Consider the following 18,572-nt stretch of genomic DNA (forward strand, 5'->3'; position numbering starts at 1 on the left):
AGCGATTATGCAGTTACTTTAGCAACTACACCAGCACCAACTGTACGACCACCTTCACGGATCGCAAAACGTAGACCTGGGTCCATTGCGATTGGGTGGATTAATTCTACTGACATTTCTACGTTGTCACCAGGCATAACCATTTCTACGCCGTCTTGAAGAGCGATAGCGCCAGTTACGTCAGTTGTACGGAAGTAGAACTGTGGACGGTAACCGTTAAGGAATGGAGTATGACGACCACCTTCTTCTTTAGAAAGTACATATACTTCTGCGTCGAATTTAGTATGCGGCTTGATTGCACCTGGTTTAGCAAGTACTTGACCACGTTGAACGTCTTCACGCTTAGTACCACGTAGAAGAACACCACAGTTCTCGCCCGCACGACCTTCATCAAGAAGTTTACGGAACATTTCTACGCCAGTTACAGTTGTTTTAACTGTATCTTTAATACCAACGATTTCAACTTCTTCACCAACACGTACGATACCAGTCTCAACACGGCCAGTTACTACTGTACCACGACCTGAGATAGAGAATACGTCTTCGATTGGCATAAGGAATGGAAGATCGATAGCACGCTCTGGCTCTGGGATATAAGTATCAAGAGCTTCAACAAGAGCAACAACTGCATCTTCACCGAACTGACCAGCTTCACCATTAAGCGCAGCAAGAGCAGAACCACGGATAACTGGAGTGTCATCACCTGGGAAGTCATAAGTAGAAAGAAGTTCACGAACTTCCATTTCTACTAATTCAAGTAATTCTTCGTCATCAACAAGGTCGCATTTGTTTAAGAATACAACGATGTATGGAACACCTACTTGGCGAGAAAGAAGGATGTGTTCACGAGTTTGTGGCATTGGACCATCAGTCGCAGCACATACAAGGATCGCGCCATCCATTTGAGCAGCACCAGTAATCATGTTTTTAACATAATCGGCGTGGCCCGGGCAGTCTACGTGAGCGTAGTGACGAATTGGAGAATCGTATTCTACGTGTGAAGTATTAATTGTAATACCACGTGCTTTTTCTTCAGGTGCAGAGTCAATTGCAGCGTAGTCTTTCGCTTCGCCACCAAATTTCTTAGCACATACAGTTGCAATTGCAGCTGTTAAAGTAGTTTTACCATGGTCAACGTGACCAATTGTGCCCACGTTAACGTGTGGCTTATTACGTTCGAACTTAGCCTTAGCCATGAGATCTTCCTTTTTAAACAACTCATGGGGGGATAACCCATGAGCATTTGGTTTTAACTATAAATTAGTTTGGGCTTATAGTAATCGAAAGATTACTCGTCGTCACCTTTTTTACCGCCAGACTGGAATTTAGAAATGATGCCTTCAGCCACGTTACGTGGAGTTTCAGCATATTTAGCAAATTCCATAGAGTAAGTCGCACGACCTTGAGACATAGAACGCATTTGAGTCGCGTAACCAAACATCTCTGCCAATGGAACTTCAGCACGGATTGCTTTAGTACCACCAGGTAAATCGTCCATACCTTGAACCATACCACGACGACGGTTTAAGTCACCCATGATATCGCCCATGTAGTCTTCTGGAGTTTCTACTTCAACTTTCATGATTGGTTCAAGAAGGATAGGATCCGCTTTCATGAAACCATCACGGAAGGCATAAGAACCCGCCATTTTGAACGATAATTCATCAGAATCGACATCATGGTAAGAACCGTCGAATAATGTCGCTTTAATGCCAACTACAGGGTAGCCAGCCAATACGCCATTCTTCATACGCTCTTGAATACCTTTATCAACTGCGCCGAAGAATTCTTTAGGTACAACACCACCTACAACTTCTTCAACGAATTCGTATTCTTTACCTGACTCGTCAACATCCATAGGTTCTAAACGAACATATACGTGACCGAATTTACCTTTACCACCAGTTTGACGTACGAATTTACCTTCTTGCTCAACAGATTTTTTAATCGTTTCGCGGTAAGCAACCATTGGTTTACCAATGTTCGCTTCAACGTTAAATTCACGCTTCATACGGTCAACAAGGATGTCAAGGTGAAGCTCACCCATACCTGCGATGATTGTTTGACCAGATTCTTCGTCAGTGCGTACACGGAACGATGGATCTTCTTTAGCCAAACGACCTAAAGCGATAGACATTTTCTCTTGGTCAGCTTTTGTCTTAGGCTCTACAGCTAAAGAAATTACTGGCTCAGGGAATTCCATACGCTCTAGAGTAATGATGTTTTTCTCATCACAAAGTGTATCACCAGTTGTAACGTCTTTAAGACCTACACATGCAGCGATATCACCAGCGCGAATTTCTTCAACGTCTTGACGATCGTTTGCGTGCATTTGCACGATACGGCCAATACGTTCACGTTTAGCTTTAACTGGGTTGTATACTGGATCGCCTTGTTTAAGAACACCAGAATAAACACGTACGAAAGTTAAGTTACCTACGAATTTGTCATTCATGATTTTGAATGCAAGTGCAGAGAACGGAGCTTCGTCAGATGCTTCACGAGTCGCTTTAGTTTCAGCTTTATCGTCAAGTACACCTTCAATCGCTTTAACTTCTGTAGGTGATGGTAAGAATTCAATCACAGCATCCAACATACGTTGAACACCTTTGTTTTTGAACGCAGAACCACAAAGCATTGGTTGAATTTCACAAGCCAAAGTTTGAGCACGAAGACCAGCAACGATTTGTTCTTTTGTCAAATCGCCATTGTTTAGGTATTCATCCATCAAATCTTCAGATGCTTCAGCCGCAGCTTCAACCATGTTAGTACGCCATTCGTTAGCAGTATCAACTAGGTCAGCAGGAATGTCGCCATATTCGAATTGCATACCTTGAGATGCTTCATCCCAAATGATTGCTTTCATTTCGATAAGGTCAACAACACCTTGGAAGTTATCTTCAGCGCCAACAGGAATAACTACAGGTACAGGATGTGCACCTAAACGAGTTTTCATTTGTTCAACAACACGGAAGAAGTTTGCACCTGTACGGTCCATCTTGTTCACGAATGCTAAACGAGGCACTTGGTATTTGTTAGCTTGACGCCATACAGTTTCAGACTGAGGTTGAACACCACCTACAGCACAGTAAACCATACATGCACCGTCAAGAACACGCATAGAACGCTCAACTTCGATTGTGAAGTCAACGTGTCCCGGTGTATCAATTACGTTGATACGGTGTTCTGGAAATTGTTTGCCCATGCCTGACCAGAAACAAGTTGTAGCAGCTGAAGTGATTGTAATACCACGTTCTTGCTCTTGTTCCATCCAGTCCATAGTTGCTGCACCATCATGTACTTCACCTAGTTTGTGAGATACACCTGTGTAGAACAAAATACGTTCTGAAGTTGTGGTTTTACCAGCATCGATGTGAGCAGAAATACCAATGTTACGGTAACGAGAAATTGGGGTTTGACGAGCCATGATTTCTTGCATTCCTAAATTTTGTTGTTTAAAACAGGACGCTTTAAGTTGCTAGCAACTTAAAGCGCTTTGATGACAAATTGGTGACAACCAATATGCCACCCTCCTGAATAAGGCCTGTTTTAGTTGCTTAGAAGCGGTAGTGAGAGAACGCTTTGTTGGCTTCAGCCATACGATGCACGTCTTCACGTTTTTTAACCGCTGCGCCTTTACCTTCAGCTGCATCAAGCAACTCACCAGCAAGACGTAAAGCCATAGTTTTTTCAGAACGCTTAGCAGCAGCATCTACTAACCAACGCATCGCTAAAGCTGTACGACGGGATGGGCGTACTTCCATAGGAACTTGGTATGTAGCACCACCAACACGGCGTGCTTTTACTTCAACCATAGGACGAACTTTTTCAAGCGTAGCTTCAAAAAATTCAACTGGGTCTACTTTATTTTTTTCTTGAACGCGGTCTAAAGCACCGTAAACGATACTTTCAGCAATAGATTTTTTACCATCTTGCATTACGTGGTTCATGAATTTAGCGATTGTTTGGCTGCTGAATTTAGGATCCGGAAGGATTTCTCGAGCAGCGACTACGCGACGTCTTGGCATTTTAAACTACCTATAAATATGACACTTCAGGTTTATCCAGCATGAGTACAAAGTGTCATGTACAATTCGCTGGCCTTACTACACGTCGCTTGAATTTCACAAAATTAATGCAGAAATCAGACAAGCGAGACGATAAAGGATTGCGGTGTTACGGTCTTAGAAGCTAATTCTTAACGAATTATTTCTTAGGACGTTTAGTACCGTATTTAGAACGTGACTGGTTACGATCTTTCACACCAGCGCAGTCTAATGAACCACGAACTGTATGGTAACGTACACCTGGTAAATCTTTAACACGACCACCACGGATAAGAACAACACTGTGCTCTTGTAAGTTATGGCCTTCACCACCGATGTAGCTTGATACTTCAAAGCCAGAAGTTAAGCGAACACGGCAAACTTTACGCATTGCTGAGTTAGGTTTTTTAGGTGTAGTTGTGTAAACACGTGTACAAACACCACGACGTTGTGGACAAGCCTTCAACGCAGGAACTTTTGATTTTTCAATCAAAGTTGCACGACCCTTACGGATCAACTGATTTGTTGTTGCCATTTGGCAATTCTCCCGTTAATTAAAAGCCCCAAAAAATACCACTTTTTGAGGGCATGCAATTGTATGTCATGTGAATGAAATGGTCAATATTCGACTACATACCAAATATCGACTATTTCTACATTAGCGTGAATTTTAACTTGTTATTTAAGCAGATATTATTTCTGCTGATTTATTGATTTTTTTGTAACCTTATTTTCAGACCCAGCGGATGTTGTTTTCACAACTTCCCCCTCAACCTTTGAACTTGTTTCAGTTGCAACCCTGTCTTTTGGAGGTTGTTTAGGTTTTACTGCCCTTTTATTTCGCGTTATTACCATTTCTTCTTTCTGCGTGACTGGCTTTTTTCGCACAGTCTTTTTTACAACTTGCTCTTCCACAGATGTCTGTTTAACAATCGGCTCTATCGTTTTATCAGTTTTATTTAAATCAGCATGTGTGTGATCATTTACATCTACATGAGATTTAATGTGCTCTACAAGTTTCGGTTTAACTTGAGCGACCAACGCCAATGATTTTTCATAAGCTTCCAACGGGGACAGTGCTAAGTCTTTTTGATCAATTAAAAAAGCGCGTGCTTGAGCAAAGATCACCTGTGCTTTTATATTCACTTCCTCAACAAGCTTACGACTATATATAGCCCCAACAGATGCACTTGCAACAGGAGCTAGTTTTGTCAGCATTGAAAATTTAGGAATATTATTCAACCATTGCCATTTAGCATCACCATCTTCATTGGTCAGCCATCGTTTCAGAGCTTCAATATCATTACTAGAACCAACAAGTTTCTGCAATTGATACACATCATGTGTTTCTAGTGTAGTTGCAATTGCTTTTATACCCATGAGAATGGCTTGTTTTTCTGCAATTAGCCCTAAATCAATTTGCCTAAAGATATACTGAACAATATCTTGATCCGTTTCTTTATTTAATTCAAAACCATATGAGCGACCAACCTGATAAATCGTTCGTAAAGACATCACAATAGAAACAGGAACATCAATTGTAGAACCAATAACACCTGTTGCACCTGTTAAAGCACCTTGTACAGAAGCAACCCATTTATTTTGTTCAACCAAAGCCTGACTAATACGCTGAGATCGGCTGATGTCTCGAGTAAGCTCCTCTAAATTTTGAACACCAGCCTCATCTAATACAGCATCTACTGAGCTTATATTGTTGGTAAATGTATTGAGTTGGTCAAAAAGATAGTCTGAAACTTTATCTGAGAAATGTGGAGACACCAAATTTGCAACACGATCTATTGTTCCATAATGTCGCCCTAATAATTGTCGAGATACTTGCGGAACATGTGTACGCAATAATTGTTGTGGGTTTTCATATATATTTGTATCAAACATACTTTTAGATCGTGCAGTTCCTTCAACAACACTGGCTTTATCAATCTCCAAGTTTTGTTTGGAAATATCATTTGCTGTTGCTTGTTGAATAACGTCCAAGCCAACCTCACTGAGCTTTTTAGCCACTCCAAAAGCATTAGTGAGGAATCCCCTTGATCGTTTATTATTAGAATCTTTCATTATTCCCCACTCTCCCAATTATTCGGTTTATTAAGTAAATACTAGGCTTAGTCTACATTTATCTCAATGTTATTATGTATCTTTGACTTAAATACAGACACCCAACCACATTCATTATACAACTCAATAATAGGCATAATATTTGCCATAAGAATTCAAAATTCTTTCTGCTATTATGATCACATTGAAAGTATATTGAGAAGTGCTTCTAGTTTTAACGCAGACGGACGTTTTAGAAACCCACACCTCAGTATTATCACTATATAAAGGATCTGTAGATGAAACGTGTTGTAATCACTGGCATGGGCATTAACTCATGTATTGGTAATACATTAGAAGAAGTGAACCACTCTTTACAAAATGGGATTTCAGGAACACGTCTTAATCCAGTCTACCAAGAACTAAACTTTAAAAGTCATATCAGTGCAGCTGCTGCTCAAGATTTCGATGGAATTGACCGTCGTTTAAAGCGTTTTATGGGCGTTTGTGCAATGTACGCTTACAATGCTGCAGTTGCTGCAGTAGAAAATGCAGGCTTAACTGCTGAACAACTTGGTGGCAATCCACGTTATGGTATTGCAGGTGGTTCAGGTGGTGGTTCAACTGCTTCTGTTGTAGAAATGAATGAACTTTTAGAAACTAAAGGTGCTCGTAAAGTTGGTCCATTCTTTGTTCCACGTAACATGACCAACACAATTACAGCAAACGTTGGCGTTGCATTTAAACTGCAAGGTGTTGCTCATACAATTACAAGTGCTTGTGCAACTTCTGCGGATGCAATTGGTTATGCATACAACCTAATTCAATTAGGCAAACAAGATTTAATGCTTGCAGGTGGCGGTGAAGAAGATCATTGGTCACAAAGCTTATTATTTGATGCAATGGGCGCACTTTGTTCTAAATATAATGATACCCCTGAAACTGCATCTCGTCCTTACTCTGCTGACCGTGATGGTTTCGTTATTGCTGGTGGCGGCGGTTTTGTTGTTCTTGAATCTTTAGAACATGCTCAAGCTCGTGGTGCAAACATTCTTGCTGAAGTTGTTGGTTACGCTGCAAACTCTGATGGTGCAGACATGGTTGCACCAAGCGGTGAAGGTGCAACGCGTTGTATCCTTATGGCTTTAGAAGAAGCTAAACAACACGGCGTCGATAAAATTGACTATGTAAATACACACGGTACATCTACTCCTGCCGGTGATATTACAGAGTTAAATGCAATGGGCCGTGCTTTTGGTGAAGGTAATGTTCCTCCACTAAGCTCAACTAAATCTATGACAGGTCATAGTCTTGGTGCGGCAGGCGTTCAAGAAGCAATCTATTCTATTCTTATGATGCAAAATGACTTTATTGCACCAAACATCAATGTAACTGAACTTGATGAGGGTACAAAAGGTTATGACATCGTACTTGAAAAACGTGAAGCAAAATTGAATACTGTAATGAGTAACAGTTTTGGCTTTGGCGGCGTAAATGCTTGCCTAATTTTCAAGAAGTGGGATGAATAATCCCTAAAAAGGATATTCAATGGATGCTCCTTCAGATGCTTTCTTATGGGTAAAAGCATTACATATAATTGCCGTGGTATGTTGGTTTGCAGCTTTATTCTATCTACCACGCTTATTTGTTTACCATGCTATGAGCGATGATGTAACAAGCCATCAACGCTTTGAAGTCATGGAGCGCAAGTTATACCGTGGCATTATGTGGCCTGCCATGATTGCAACACTCATTACAGCTCACTTTTTAGTGGATTGGGGTGATGCAACCAGACATTACCATGAAGCAATGTGGTTTTATCTTAAAGTTGGTTTAGTAGGGTTATTGGTGATTTACCATTTAGTATGTGGTTATTACCGTAAAAAACTGATTAACAATGCGCATTATAAATCACATAAGTTTTGGCGTTACTTCAATGAAATGCCAACGCTAATTTTAGTTGCGGTTGTTATTTTAGTTGTTGTTAAACCAAGTTTCTAAAGTTTGTAGATATTCAATATTATAAAAAAGCCTCCAAAACTGGAGGCTTTTTTACATTTCATACTTTACTTATTCAAAATATTAGAACTTCATTTTTTCAATACGAGGCTTATAAAAAATACGATACGTAACCGCAAGGATAACCAACCACAATGGACTAATAATTAATGCCTTTAAGGTATCAGGCTCTAGACTAAGAATAACCAAAGCAAAGAGCAAGAATGCCAATACAACGTATGACATTGCCACACCGCCTGGCATTTTGAATTTAGATTTTTCATGTAGCTCAGGTTTCAATTTACGGTAGCGGATGTAACACACCATAATTAAACCCCAAATACTAATAAATAAAATGACACATAGCGAACTTGCTAGTGTGAAGGCTTCCATTGTATTAGGTACAAAATATTGAAAAGCTGCGCCAATCATAATAAATGAACATGAGAAATATAAACCTTTTGCAGGCACTGCACGTCTAGAAAGCTCTGCAAGCTTTTGAGGAGCCTGCCCTCCACGCGCTAAACCAAACAACATACGACTTGTGGAGAATACACCACTATTCATAGATGACATTACAGATGAAAGTACAACCAAATTCATAATAATTGCTGAAACTGGAATACCTGCATGCAAGAACAAACTTACAAATGGACTTTGGTCTGCAGGAATTTCAACCCACGGTGTAACCGCCATAATCATAAGTAATGAAAGTACATAAAAAAGAATGATCCGAGTTGGAATTGCATTTACCGCTTTAGGTAGATTTTTCTCAGGATCTTTAGTTTCTGCAGCCATTGTTCCAAGCAATTCAACACCAACAAAGGCGAACATTGCTATTTGGAAACCTGCTAAAAAGCCCATTGCACCTTTAGGGAACATTCCGCCATGTGACCAAATATTACTAAAGCTTGCAACTGAACCTGTTGGTGCTTGGAAGCCAGTGAATACCATGTATCCACCAATTACAATTAAACCAATAATGGCTAAAATTTTAATTAAAGCAAACCAAAACTCAATTTCACCAAACAACTTAACGGTTACAAGGTTAATACCAAGAATAAAGATTACGCATGCAGCACTAATTAAGGCTTGTCCCATTGGGGTAAATACCATATCAGGCGGTAACCAAAAGCTTAAATAATTAATAATTGCAGCTAAATCGGCAATACCAACCAACACCCAACCTAACCAATATGACCAACCAATATAATAACCGGCACTGGGTCCTATTAAATCGGTTGCCATATCAATAAAAGACTTATAGTGTAAATTTGAAAGTAGAATTTCACCTAAAGCACGCATTAAAAAGAAGAACATGAAACCAATAATCATGTAAATAAACAGAATTGATGGGCCTGCTAGAGAAATGGTTTTCCCCGATCCCATAAACAACCCTGTTCCAATCGCACCACCAATCGCAATTAATTGTAAATGTCGATTGGATAGTTTGCGTTGTAATTCATTGGATGATGACTTTGCATCATCAAGACCTGTTGTTTTCATAATAAAACATCCATTTAACCGTCTTTTTCAAAGCTAGATAACATACTTTGATTTAAATCCTAAAACCAAACATTTATGTTATTTTTCACGCTTAATCATGAATAAACTCACAATGAAACGTCTAAACAATTACTTTAAATCGTTTTTTTAATTACCTATTAATGTTGTGCTGCTGTCACTGCAATTTCAATTAACCAGTTTGGATTGACCAAATCGGCTTGAATAGTGGCACGTGAAGGTGTCTCGTGTCCTTTCAACCAATCAACCCAAATTGAGTTTACCGTTTGAAAATCACTTAAATTTTTGACAAATAATTGTGCGGATAAAAGACGTGTTTTATCGGTATTCGCTAGTGCCAATAACTGGTCAATTGTATTTAAAATTTCTGTAGTTTGACCTGCAACATCGTTATCTGTGTTTTTAGGTACCTGCCCAGACAAGTAAACAACTTTGTTAAATACCACAACTGAGCTCATGACTTCGTTTGTGTTAAATCTTTGAATATCTAATTGAGACATTTTTCTTTCCTTTTATTGTGATTGCACAAAGTTCACACGTGCTGTCACAGCACACATCAACTCGTATCCAACTGTTCCTGAAGTTATTGCAACTTCATCAATTGATAAAATAATGCCTTGAGAAGAATATCCCCAAAGCACAACCTCACTTCCAATTTTTGCTTGTTTTATATGAGTAAGATCAACAACAAGCATATCCATGCTAACCCGCCCAATTGTTGTTGTTCGAATAGAATCTACCAATACGGGAGTTCCTGTTGCCGATATACGCTGATAACCATCGGCATAACCACAGGCAACAACACCAATTTTCATGTCGTGTTCAGCAATGAAATTTGAACCATAGCCCACGCTATCGCCTGCTTTTATATTTTGCATGGCAATAATTTCGCTTCTTAAACTCATGGTCGGTTTAAGATTCCAATCTTGAATATGATGTGTTGGGTAATCGGGAGAACTTCCATAAAGCATAATACCGCTACGAACATAATCCGACCGAAGATGATTTGAATGTCTTAATATAGCAGCGCTATTACTCATTGATGTTTTACCTTCAAGCCTTTGGGTAATAGATTCAAAAATGTCTTGTTGATATTTCACACCATCTTGTCCAAAACGCTCACCATCAGCATCTGAAAAGTGCGTCATGTGCGTAATAGATTGGACAACATTCAGGGTTGAAAGTCTTTGCCAAACTTGAGGGTATTGCTCAGGAGTAAATCCTAAACGATTCATCCCACTGTTCATTTTTAAGAAAATGTCAAATTTAGCTTCAAGGTTAAGCTGTGAAAATTGCTCAAGCCATTCAATTTGATGTTCACTGTGAACTGCGAAGCTCATTTGATATTTCTGACAAAAATACAAATCATCAAAAGCAAAAACACCTTCAAGCAAAAGCAATTGGCGTGTACAGCCTAAAATACGTAATCGTTTGCCCTCATCTAAATCAATAAAGGCAAAACCATCTGCTGCTTGAAATGCCTGATAAACACGCTCAATACCATGCCCATAAGCATTTGCCTTAACAACAGCAAATACTTTGCTATGAGGCATACTTTTGCGTGCAATATCTAAATTATGTTGCAACGCATCATGATGAATGATTGCTGTAATTGGACGTGGCATTTTCTCTTCCTTGAGCGACCAAATAACAAATAAACTGTTACGCTACGGCATAACGTTGCAACGATAAGCCTTCAGTACTAATTTCAGGCGTTTTATTTAACACCAAATCACTCATCAATTTCCCTGAACCACATGCCATAGTCCAACCTAATGTGCCATGACCTGTATTAAGGAATAAATTTTTAAAGCGTGTAGCCCCTATAATTGGCGTACTGTCTGGTGTCATTGGGCGTAAACCTGTCCAAAAACTGGCGTTTTCCAAATCTCCACCTGGGAATAAATCTCGTGTTACCATTTCTAAAGTTCCACGACGATCTTCATTTAAGCCCAAATTAAAACCACTCAGTTCTGCCATGCCACCAACACGAATACGCTCATCAAAACGTGTAATCGCAATTTTGTAAGTTTCATCTAATACTGTCGATTGTGGTGCAAAAGCAGAGTCGATAATTGGTACTGTTAATGAATAACCTTTAACAGGATACACAGGCAAATCTAGATCGAGTGGCTTTAAAAAATCACGTGAATAACTACCAAAAGCAAGTACGTATTTATCGGCAGTGAGCACTTCACCATTCACCAATACGCCTTTAATCTCATCACCTTCAACAATGAGTTTTTCAACGTTTGAATTGAATTGGAACTTCACACCTATCGCTTTAGCATGATCTGCCAAAGAATTTGTAAAAATATAGCAATCGCCTGTTTCATCATTTGGTAAGTGTAAACCACCAACCAACTTATCTTTTGCATTTGCAAGTGCTGGTTCAACACGCGCTAAACCTTCGTTATCCAACAACTCAAAAGCAACACCAGTTTCTTTTAATACTTCAATATCACGTTGAACTGCTTCTAACTGAGCTTCATTACGGAAAACTTGTAATGTGCCTTTAGAACGGTTTTCGTAAGAAATACCAATATCTTCACGCAATTTTTTTAAACAATCACGGCTATATTCTGCAACACGAACCATTCGTTCTTTATTAATTGCATAACGATCTGCATTACAGTTTTTTAGCATTTGCGCCATCCATTGCAATTGCCACATGCTTCCATCAATATTAATGGCAAGTGGTGCATGGTGTTGAAACATCCACTTTACTGCTTTAAAAGGAATTCCAGGTGCAGCCCACGGCGTCGAATATCCCGGAGAAATTTGCCCTGCATTACCAAAGCTAGTTTCTTCCGCAGGACCAGTTTGACGATCCAACACAGTAACTTCTGCTCCTTGCTGCGCAAGATAGTACGCACTGGTCACACCAATTACTCCACTACCCAAAACAATAACGCGCATTTCGAATCCCTCGAATATATTTCAGTTGATTTAACTAGTATATTTTTGGTTAGATAGTTAAATTCACTAAATTAGAACCATTCATCTAGGTAATTTAATATTTTTGTCCTGATTTTTTGAGAATAAAAGGAAATTATTCATGCGACCATTAGATAGAACGGATAGACAGATTTTAAATATTTTGCAAAAAGATGGACGAATTGCAATCAGCGAATTGGCATCTCGAGTAAACCTATCAACAACACCATGTTCAGAACGTGTAAAACGCCTAGAACGTGAAGGTATTATTATGGGATATCATGCACGTGTGAATCCTCAACTCATTGATCGTAATTTATTGGTCTTCTTAGAAATTAAACTTTCAGCAAAGTCTGGTGATGTATTTGATCAAGTAGCACGTGATTTAGTCGAAATTCCAGAAGTTTTAGAATGTCATTTAATTTCAGGTGAATTTGATTACCTCGTAAAAGCTCGCTTAAAAGAAATGAGTGCATATAGACGTTTGTTGGGTGACCTATTAAAAAAGCTCCCATCCTCTGCCTCATCACATAGTTATATCGTGATGGAGGAAGTAAAAGAGAGCTTATTTATTGATATGAGCTAATGCTTTTGAGTGCTACTTATTTAATTGTAGGTAGATATTCAAGCAAGCTAGAGAATACTTGAATACGTGCTTTAGGTTCAGCACGCGTGATTTCATCATCCGAACCATAGCCATATTCAACTGCTATTGCTTCAATACTATTTTTACGCGCACCTAAAATGTCATATTCACGATCACCAATCATCAAACAGTTTTCTGCCAACAATGCTTCTTGTTCAAGAATATAGGCAATCAATTCTGCTTTATTGGTACGCTCACCTGTAAGCTCACTACCGTAAATGACTTTAAAATATTGAGCCAAATTAAAGTGTTCTAAAATTTGTTTGGCGTATATCGTTGGCTTTGCTGTTGCAACATATAAGGTATATCCACGTTCATTTAGAACCTTAAGTGTTTCCGCAACTGTTGGATATACTAAATTTTCAAACAAACCCGTTACAGAAAAACGTTCACGATAACCCAATAATGCTTGCTCGGCTAAATCATCATTTACCGATACATTTAATATTTTTGCCAAAGATGCCTTTAATGGCGGTCCAATAATCCAATCGATATTCACATCATCTGCAATAGGATGCCCAATTTTATTTAAGCCATAACGTGCCGAAGTGGTAATTCCCACTTTTGGGTCTGTCAAAGTTCCATCTAAATCTATGAGTACAGTATTAATCACGGAGTAAACTCTTTCCTAGTTTTACGGTTTCACACATTCGATAAAAAAGGCTATCGAGTGTTGAATCAATTTTACCTATACTAACGCAAATTGAATAATTAAAGGATGAGCCTGTGCGCCCAACAGTACTTTGTTTTTCTGGATTAGACCCATCTGGCGGTGCTGGCTTACAAGCAGATATTGAAGCTATTGGTCAAAGTGGTGCTCATGCTGCTATTGCTTGTACAGCATTAACCATTCAAAACTCACAACAAGTTTTTGGTTTTGAAGCAACATCAAAAGAGTTACTACTTTCTCAAGCAAATGCAGTTGTAGGTGACTTACCTATTCATTGTGTTAAATCTGGCATGTTAGGTACAACAGACAATATTGCCGCACTTGCTGAATTCTTAACAATCCATGCAGATTACCAATATGTTTTAGACCCTGTTTTAGTTGCAAATAGCGGTGGCTCTTTGGGTGATCAAGCAACATTGGTTAAAGCATTTGCACAGCTTATTCCTTTAGCGACTATTTTAACGCCAAATACAGTTGAACTTCGTGCTTTAACAGGTATAGAAGATTTAGAACAAGCAACAGCAAAACTATTTGAAATGGGTGCTCACGCTGTTTTAGTCAAAGGCGGTCATGAAGATACTCCTGACTACATTCGTAATGCTTTATATATTCAAGGTGAACTCATTTCCGAAACTAAATGCCCGCGTTTAGAAGGTGAATACCATGGTTCAGGCTGCTCACTTGCAAGCTTTATAGCAGGACGCTTGGCGATGGGTGATACATTAAAAGATGCAGTACATCATGCAGAAACATGGTTGTTTGGTGTACTAAAAAATGCAGATACACCTGTTCTTAACGGTCAAAAAATTCCAAAACGTTTTTAATTTTCCATACCTTAATAAAAAAGCCTATTTCTAATAGGCTTTTTTATTGTCAATTCGGCAAATAGAAAAATTATCTAAAAATTAAAAAAGATCCACCTCAACGTACAAATTAACCTCGCACTGACATTATTGTTAAAAACACGACTGATAAAATTGATTCAATATGCACAAACACAATATATTCAATTTACAAAATTACACTAGTAAGAACTGCGAATAAAAATAAACATATAATTATATTATTCAGTATCTTAAATAAAATAAAATTCGAGTTTTTACTCTAATTTTGCCATTTCTTATATTTTACATATAAGATAAAACGACAAAAACAATGTCATGTTCAGCCATTTACCTTGATAGTTTCGGCAATTTACCATGTATGAAATTGGCAAAAACAATCTTGTAAATTGCCAAATATATTTTTTTAATGTCATTTAGGTCAAATATCCGTGAACGCAAAAGAGTCTGAAGTATTTAACGCTAGCAGAGACACAATTAGTATCCACTTTGTGAATGCTGCCCTGACTGGGGTAAAACGCTTAGGCATGGATGTAGAAACTTTGCTGTCTCACGTTGGCATTGAAGCAGAATTATTACGCCAGCCTAAAGCACGTATTTCCCCTGAACAATACACACGCTTTGTAAAAATGTTGTGGATGGTGACTCAAGATGAGCACATTGGCTTTACAGCAATACAGCCACGTCGCTTAGGCTCATTTGCCATTATGTGTCAGCTGATTATTCATGCAAAAACGCTTGGTGATGCTTTAGAACTTTCAACACAATTCTACAAGCTCTTCGGCGATGATTGGTGCGTGAATCTTGAACGTGATAAACACGAAGCACGTTTAGTTCCTCTCATTCCTCAAGAAAGTGATCCAGATCATTTCATGACTGAAAGTATGCTGATGATTTGGCATGGTCTTGCATCTTGGTTAATTGACCGTCGTATTCCACTAGAACGTGTACACTTCGGTTATGAGCGCCCTAATCATGCAGATGAATACGATGCGCTATTCTTTGCACCTGTAATGCAATTTGATACACCGCGAACAGAAATTACCTTCGCAGCAGATTATTTAGATCTACCTATTCGTCAAACAGAAGAAACGCTTGAGGAGTTCTTAAAGGCCGCTCCTGCTCAACTTCTTGTGAAATTTAAAAACACCAACTCATTAACTTCACGTATTCGTGATGTATTAAAGAGCCAAATTGGTGAAGAAATGCCAACGCTTAATGATGTGGCTTCGATGTTGTACTTATCTCCACAAACATTACGACGTCGTTTAGCTGCTGAAGGGAAAAGCTATCAAGGTGTAAAAGATGCTTTACGTCGAGATGCGGCAATTCATTTACTCTTAAACCCAACATTAACGCTTGAAGATGTTGCTCAACAAGTTGGTTTTAGTGAAACAAGTACATTCCACCGTGCATTTAAAAAGTGGACAGGTGTCACACCAGGTCTATACCGCCAGCTTCACGGTTATCATTAATTTTTAATCTAAAAAAGCTCATGTTCAACATGGGCTTTTTTTTTTGCGTAAAGCTCTATACTTCCAACCAATCCTCATGATTGAGGTTTAAAAAAATACGGATATATTAAATGTATATCATCAATACAATAAAAATAATGCAAAAGTGATTTGGCTAAAAACTGAAGCCAAATACATAGTTTTTAATCTCTAGTTTCAATAACAAGCTTGGACGTGAACACAAATATTCAGCCCTATATTGGTGCTTTTATGATATAAGATTAATCAATTCATACTTTTTTTCATTTCAATTGGTATTGATTATGTCAGATCAAACTTCTCCAGAAAAATCTCCTTGGGGCTGGAAAGCACTTATTTTATTCACGATTGGTGGCATCCTTTTTCTAGGATTTTTCTACTTGGCTGTGACCAACGAACCTGACTATATGCCAAGTCAAAAAGCTAAAGAAAATACACAACAACATGCTTTTAAAAATGCACCTGCAATGTCTCAAGAATCTTTAGAGAAAGCTCAAGCAGATAAAGCTGAACGTGAAGGAATGGCTAGCGATATGCATAACATGTCTGCTGAAGAACATGCTCAAATGTCCGATGCTTCAAGTGCGCATGGTCATTAATATTCGTTATTTTTTAATGTGAAAAAGCGAGATTTATTATCTCGCTTTTTTTATATCAATTTAGACTTCAAATAAAGATAAATCCATATCTATATGTGGAATTCCACAATCTAAATAAAACTCACCTTTTTGCTGAAAACCAAGACTATTATAAAAAGGAATAGCATGTTTTTGTGCGGACAATTGAACGTGATGGCGACCTTGATTTTTAGCCGTTTGTATTATTTCAAGCATAAGTAATTTACCAATACCCAAACCTCTATGCGAGTTTAAAACCGCCACACGCCCAATGCTATCATTTTGCAATAAACGTGCTGTCGCAATTGCTCTCTCTTGATCATAAACAATAAAATGAAGACTGATAAGATCTTGATCATCCCACTCATCAGCTTCTGCAATATTTTGCTCTTCTATAAAAACAGCACGGCGAATCACTTCTGCATACTGTTTTAATTCCTGCCAAGTGCCTAAAACTATCTTATATTGGCTCATCCTTTCACCTTAGCACTTACACCCAATATTTTGCTGATCCCATTGATCATTCATTAAAAGTTCTAATGAATGTTTTTTAATACCATACATGTCTTTCAAAGCTTGGATTTGATGTAAAACACTTTGATCAGGCTCAACATAGTCTTTACGCTTTGTCGCTAGAATCATTTTATTTTTACTCGTATGTTCTAAAGCAACAAACTCAAATACTTTAGTTTCATAACCGTATGCTTTCAAAATTAATGCACGAATGGTATCGGTTAACATTTCTGCTTGTTGCCCTGCATGAATACCAAACTGCAACATCGGTTGTAAAACCTGAGGTGCTTTGAGCTGAGGTCTTAATTCTTTATGACAACATGGCGCACACATAATCATTTGAGCATTTAAACGAATACCTGTGTGAATCGCAAAATCTGTTGCAACATCGCATGCATGAAGCGCAATCATCACATCTAAACGCTCTGGTGCGTATGTACGTACATCACCTTGGAAAAAATCGAGTTGATTAAACTGAGCATCTATCGCTAAGTTTTGGCAAAACTGAACCATTTTCTCATTCAGTTCTACTCCTGTTACATACGGAGTTTGAAGATGCTTCGCCATATAATCGTATAATGCAAATGTTAAATAACCTTTGCCCGAACCAAAATCTACAACATGCAAAGCATGATCATCTGTTTTAATTTGATCTAAAGCACCTGAAAAAATTTCTACAAATTTATTAATTTGTTTCCATTTTCTTGCCATGCTTGGAATAACTTGTGCGTTTGTATCTGTAATGCCTAAGCCTTTTAAAAACGGACTGCTTTGTTCAACAAATCGATGCTTGGTTCGATCATGACCTTGTTGTTCATTTGCCTTAATCGAAGGTTTATTTTTACTTACACTTAACATCACTTTTTTCTTATTTTTTTTGAGTTGAAGTTCTTGTTCTGTTGTCATTAAATTGGCTTGCTTACATACACTCAAAAGTTCCATGGCAACATCCATTGTTTGTGCAATTGGAAAGTTCTTAGTGATATCTTGAGTCTTATATTTATATAAACAACTTAAAATTTGTTCATTTTGCAGTAAAATAACTCTTAAGTTTATTTTTTCTAAATTTTCTAGCTCACCTTTATACTGGCTAAAAATAAGTCGATCAAAACTTTGTATTTCAAGAGCTTGTTGTAAAGCTTCTAAAAACTGTTGTTCTTGAATTGAGAGATTTGCCAAGTGAGACATGAGTAAAACCTAAAGTAAATTGCGATTTAAGTGTAAATGTTCT

The 18,572-nt window shown here is 38.2% G+C and carries 18 protein-coding genes; 6 read left to right on the forward strand and 12 right to left on the reverse strand.

The features are described 5' to 3' along the window. Positions 1-5: 5 nt before the first annotated feature. The 5 genes from tuf to AC5YC8_RS12375 all read right to left on the reverse strand — a co-directional run bounded on the left by tuf (position 6) and on the right by AC5YC8_RS12375 (position 6,122). Positions 6-1,196, reverse strand: a complete 1,191-nt coding sequence (gene tuf, locus AC5YC8_RS12355; RefSeq protein ID WP_496118052.1) for an elongation factor Tu — start codon at positions 1,194-1,196, stop codon at positions 6-8. A gap of 92 nt (positions 1,197-1,288) precedes the next feature. After that, positions 1,289-3,427 carry an elongation factor G gene (fusA, locus tag AC5YC8_RS12360; protein ID WP_496119809.1) on the reverse strand — a complete coding sequence of 713 codons (2,139 nt, stop codon included), beginning with the start codon at positions 3,425-3,427 and terminating at the stop codon, positions 1,289-1,291. A 130-nt stretch (positions 3,428-3,557) separates the two neighbouring features. Continuing rightward, positions 3,558-4,028 (reverse strand): 30S ribosomal protein S7, encoded by a 471-nt coding sequence (gene rpsG / locus AC5YC8_RS12365; protein WP_005179845.1) that lies wholly within the window; start codon positions 4,026-4,028, stop codon positions 3,558-3,560. 178 nt (positions 4,029-4,206) lie between these two features. Further along, a complete protein-coding gene (gene rpsL, locus AC5YC8_RS12370) occupies positions 4,207-4,581 on the reverse strand; it encodes a 30S ribosomal protein S12 (RefSeq protein ID WP_495348580.1) in 375 nt (124 codons plus the stop codon). Between the two features lie 158 nt (positions 4,582-4,739). Beyond that, complete coding sequence (locus tag AC5YC8_RS12375; protein WP_496164729.1) at positions 4,740-6,122, reverse strand: EcsC family protein; 1,383 nt, start codon at positions 6,120-6,122, stop codon at positions 4,740-4,742. A 278-nt stretch (positions 6,123-6,400) separates the two neighbouring features. Between AC5YC8_RS12375 and AC5YC8_RS12380 the strand changes: the two genes are divergently transcribed. Both AC5YC8_RS12380 and hemJ read left to right on the forward strand, forming a co-directional pair. Continuing rightward, entirely contained in the window at positions 6,401-7,630 is a 1,230-nt protein-coding gene (locus AC5YC8_RS12380; protein WP_496119814.1) for a beta-ketoacyl synthase N-terminal-like domain-containing protein, read from the forward strand. A gap of 19 nt (positions 7,631-7,649) precedes the next feature. After that, positions 7,650-8,102, forward strand: coding sequence for a protoporphyrinogen oxidase HemJ (hemJ, locus tag AC5YC8_RS12385; protein ID WP_496164730.1), 453 nt, complete (start codon positions 7,650-7,652; stop codon positions 8,100-8,102). An 81-nt stretch (positions 8,103-8,183) separates the two neighbouring features. Here hemJ and AC5YC8_RS12390 read toward each other — a convergent pair whose 3' ends face one another. The 4 genes from AC5YC8_RS12390 to AC5YC8_RS12405 form a co-directional block, all read right to left on the reverse strand. Beyond that, positions 8,184-9,605 (reverse strand): amino acid permease, encoded by a 1,422-nt coding sequence (locus AC5YC8_RS12390; RefSeq protein ID WP_496164731.1) that lies wholly within the window; start codon positions 9,603-9,605, stop codon positions 8,184-8,186. 158 nt (positions 9,606-9,763) lie between these two features. Further along, entirely contained in the window at positions 9,764-10,123 is a 360-nt protein-coding gene (locus AC5YC8_RS12395; RefSeq protein WP_496119818.1) for a RidA family protein, read from the reverse strand. Positions 10,124-10,135: 12 nt separating this feature from the next. Then, positions 10,136-11,248: an alanine racemase gene (gene alr, locus AC5YC8_RS12400; protein ID WP_496164732.1), complete on the reverse strand. Its 1,113-nt coding sequence runs from the start codon at positions 11,246-11,248 to the stop codon at positions 10,136-10,138. Between the two features lie 37 nt (positions 11,249-11,285). After that, positions 11,286-12,542: a D-amino acid dehydrogenase gene (locus tag AC5YC8_RS12405; RefSeq protein ID WP_496164733.1), complete on the reverse strand. Its 1,257-nt coding sequence runs from the start codon at positions 12,540-12,542 to the stop codon at positions 11,286-11,288. A 139-nt stretch (positions 12,543-12,681) separates the two neighbouring features. On the opposite strand from AC5YC8_RS12405, the gene AC5YC8_RS12410 reads away from it, so the two are divergent. Beyond that, on the forward strand, positions 12,682-13,146 hold the full coding sequence (locus tag AC5YC8_RS12410) for an Lrp/AsnC ligand binding domain-containing protein (RefSeq protein WP_496119823.1): 465 nt from the start codon (positions 12,682-12,684) through the stop codon (positions 13,144-13,146). A 16-nt stretch (positions 13,147-13,162) separates the two neighbouring features. Here the strand turns inward: AC5YC8_RS12410 and AC5YC8_RS12415 are convergent, their stop codons facing one another. Beyond that, positions 13,163-13,819, reverse strand: a complete 657-nt coding sequence (locus AC5YC8_RS12415) for an HAD-IA family hydrolase (protein ID WP_496164734.1) — start codon at positions 13,817-13,819, stop codon at positions 13,163-13,165. 113 nt (positions 13,820-13,932) lie between these two features. On the opposite strand from AC5YC8_RS12415, the gene AC5YC8_RS12420 reads away from it, so the two are divergent. From AC5YC8_RS12420 to AC5YC8_RS12430, 3 genes are all read left to right on the forward strand, one after another. Continuing rightward, complete coding sequence (locus AC5YC8_RS12420) at positions 13,933-14,700, forward strand: hydroxymethylpyrimidine/phosphomethylpyrimidine kinase (RefSeq protein ID WP_496164735.1); 768 nt, start codon at positions 13,933-13,935, stop codon at positions 14,698-14,700. A gap of 449 nt (positions 14,701-15,149) precedes the next feature. Next, complete coding sequence (locus tag AC5YC8_RS12425) at positions 15,150-16,193, forward strand: AraC family transcriptional regulator (RefSeq protein WP_496119828.1); 1,044 nt, start codon at positions 15,150-15,152, stop codon at positions 16,191-16,193. A 302-nt stretch (positions 16,194-16,495) separates the two neighbouring features. Further along, on the forward strand, positions 16,496-16,810 hold the full coding sequence (locus tag AC5YC8_RS12430) for a hypothetical protein (RefSeq protein WP_496164736.1): 315 nt from the start codon (positions 16,496-16,498) through the stop codon (positions 16,808-16,810). Between the two features lie 60 nt (positions 16,811-16,870). Here AC5YC8_RS12430 and AC5YC8_RS12435 read toward each other — a convergent pair whose 3' ends face one another. Together AC5YC8_RS12435 and AC5YC8_RS12440 are read right to left on the reverse strand one after the other, a co-directional pair. Continuing rightward, positions 16,871-17,302: a GNAT family N-acetyltransferase gene (locus AC5YC8_RS12435; RefSeq protein ID WP_496164737.1), complete on the reverse strand. Its 432-nt coding sequence runs from the start codon at positions 17,300-17,302 to the stop codon at positions 16,871-16,873. A gap of 9 nt (positions 17,303-17,311) precedes the next feature. Continuing rightward, positions 17,312-18,529, reverse strand: a complete 1,218-nt coding sequence (locus AC5YC8_RS12440) for a class I SAM-dependent methyltransferase (RefSeq protein ID WP_496164738.1) — start codon at positions 18,527-18,529, stop codon at positions 17,312-17,314. Positions 18,530-18,572 lie beyond the last annotated feature (43 nt).

The sequence above is a fragment of the Acinetobacter sp. FY731 genome, from assembly GCF_059515905.1.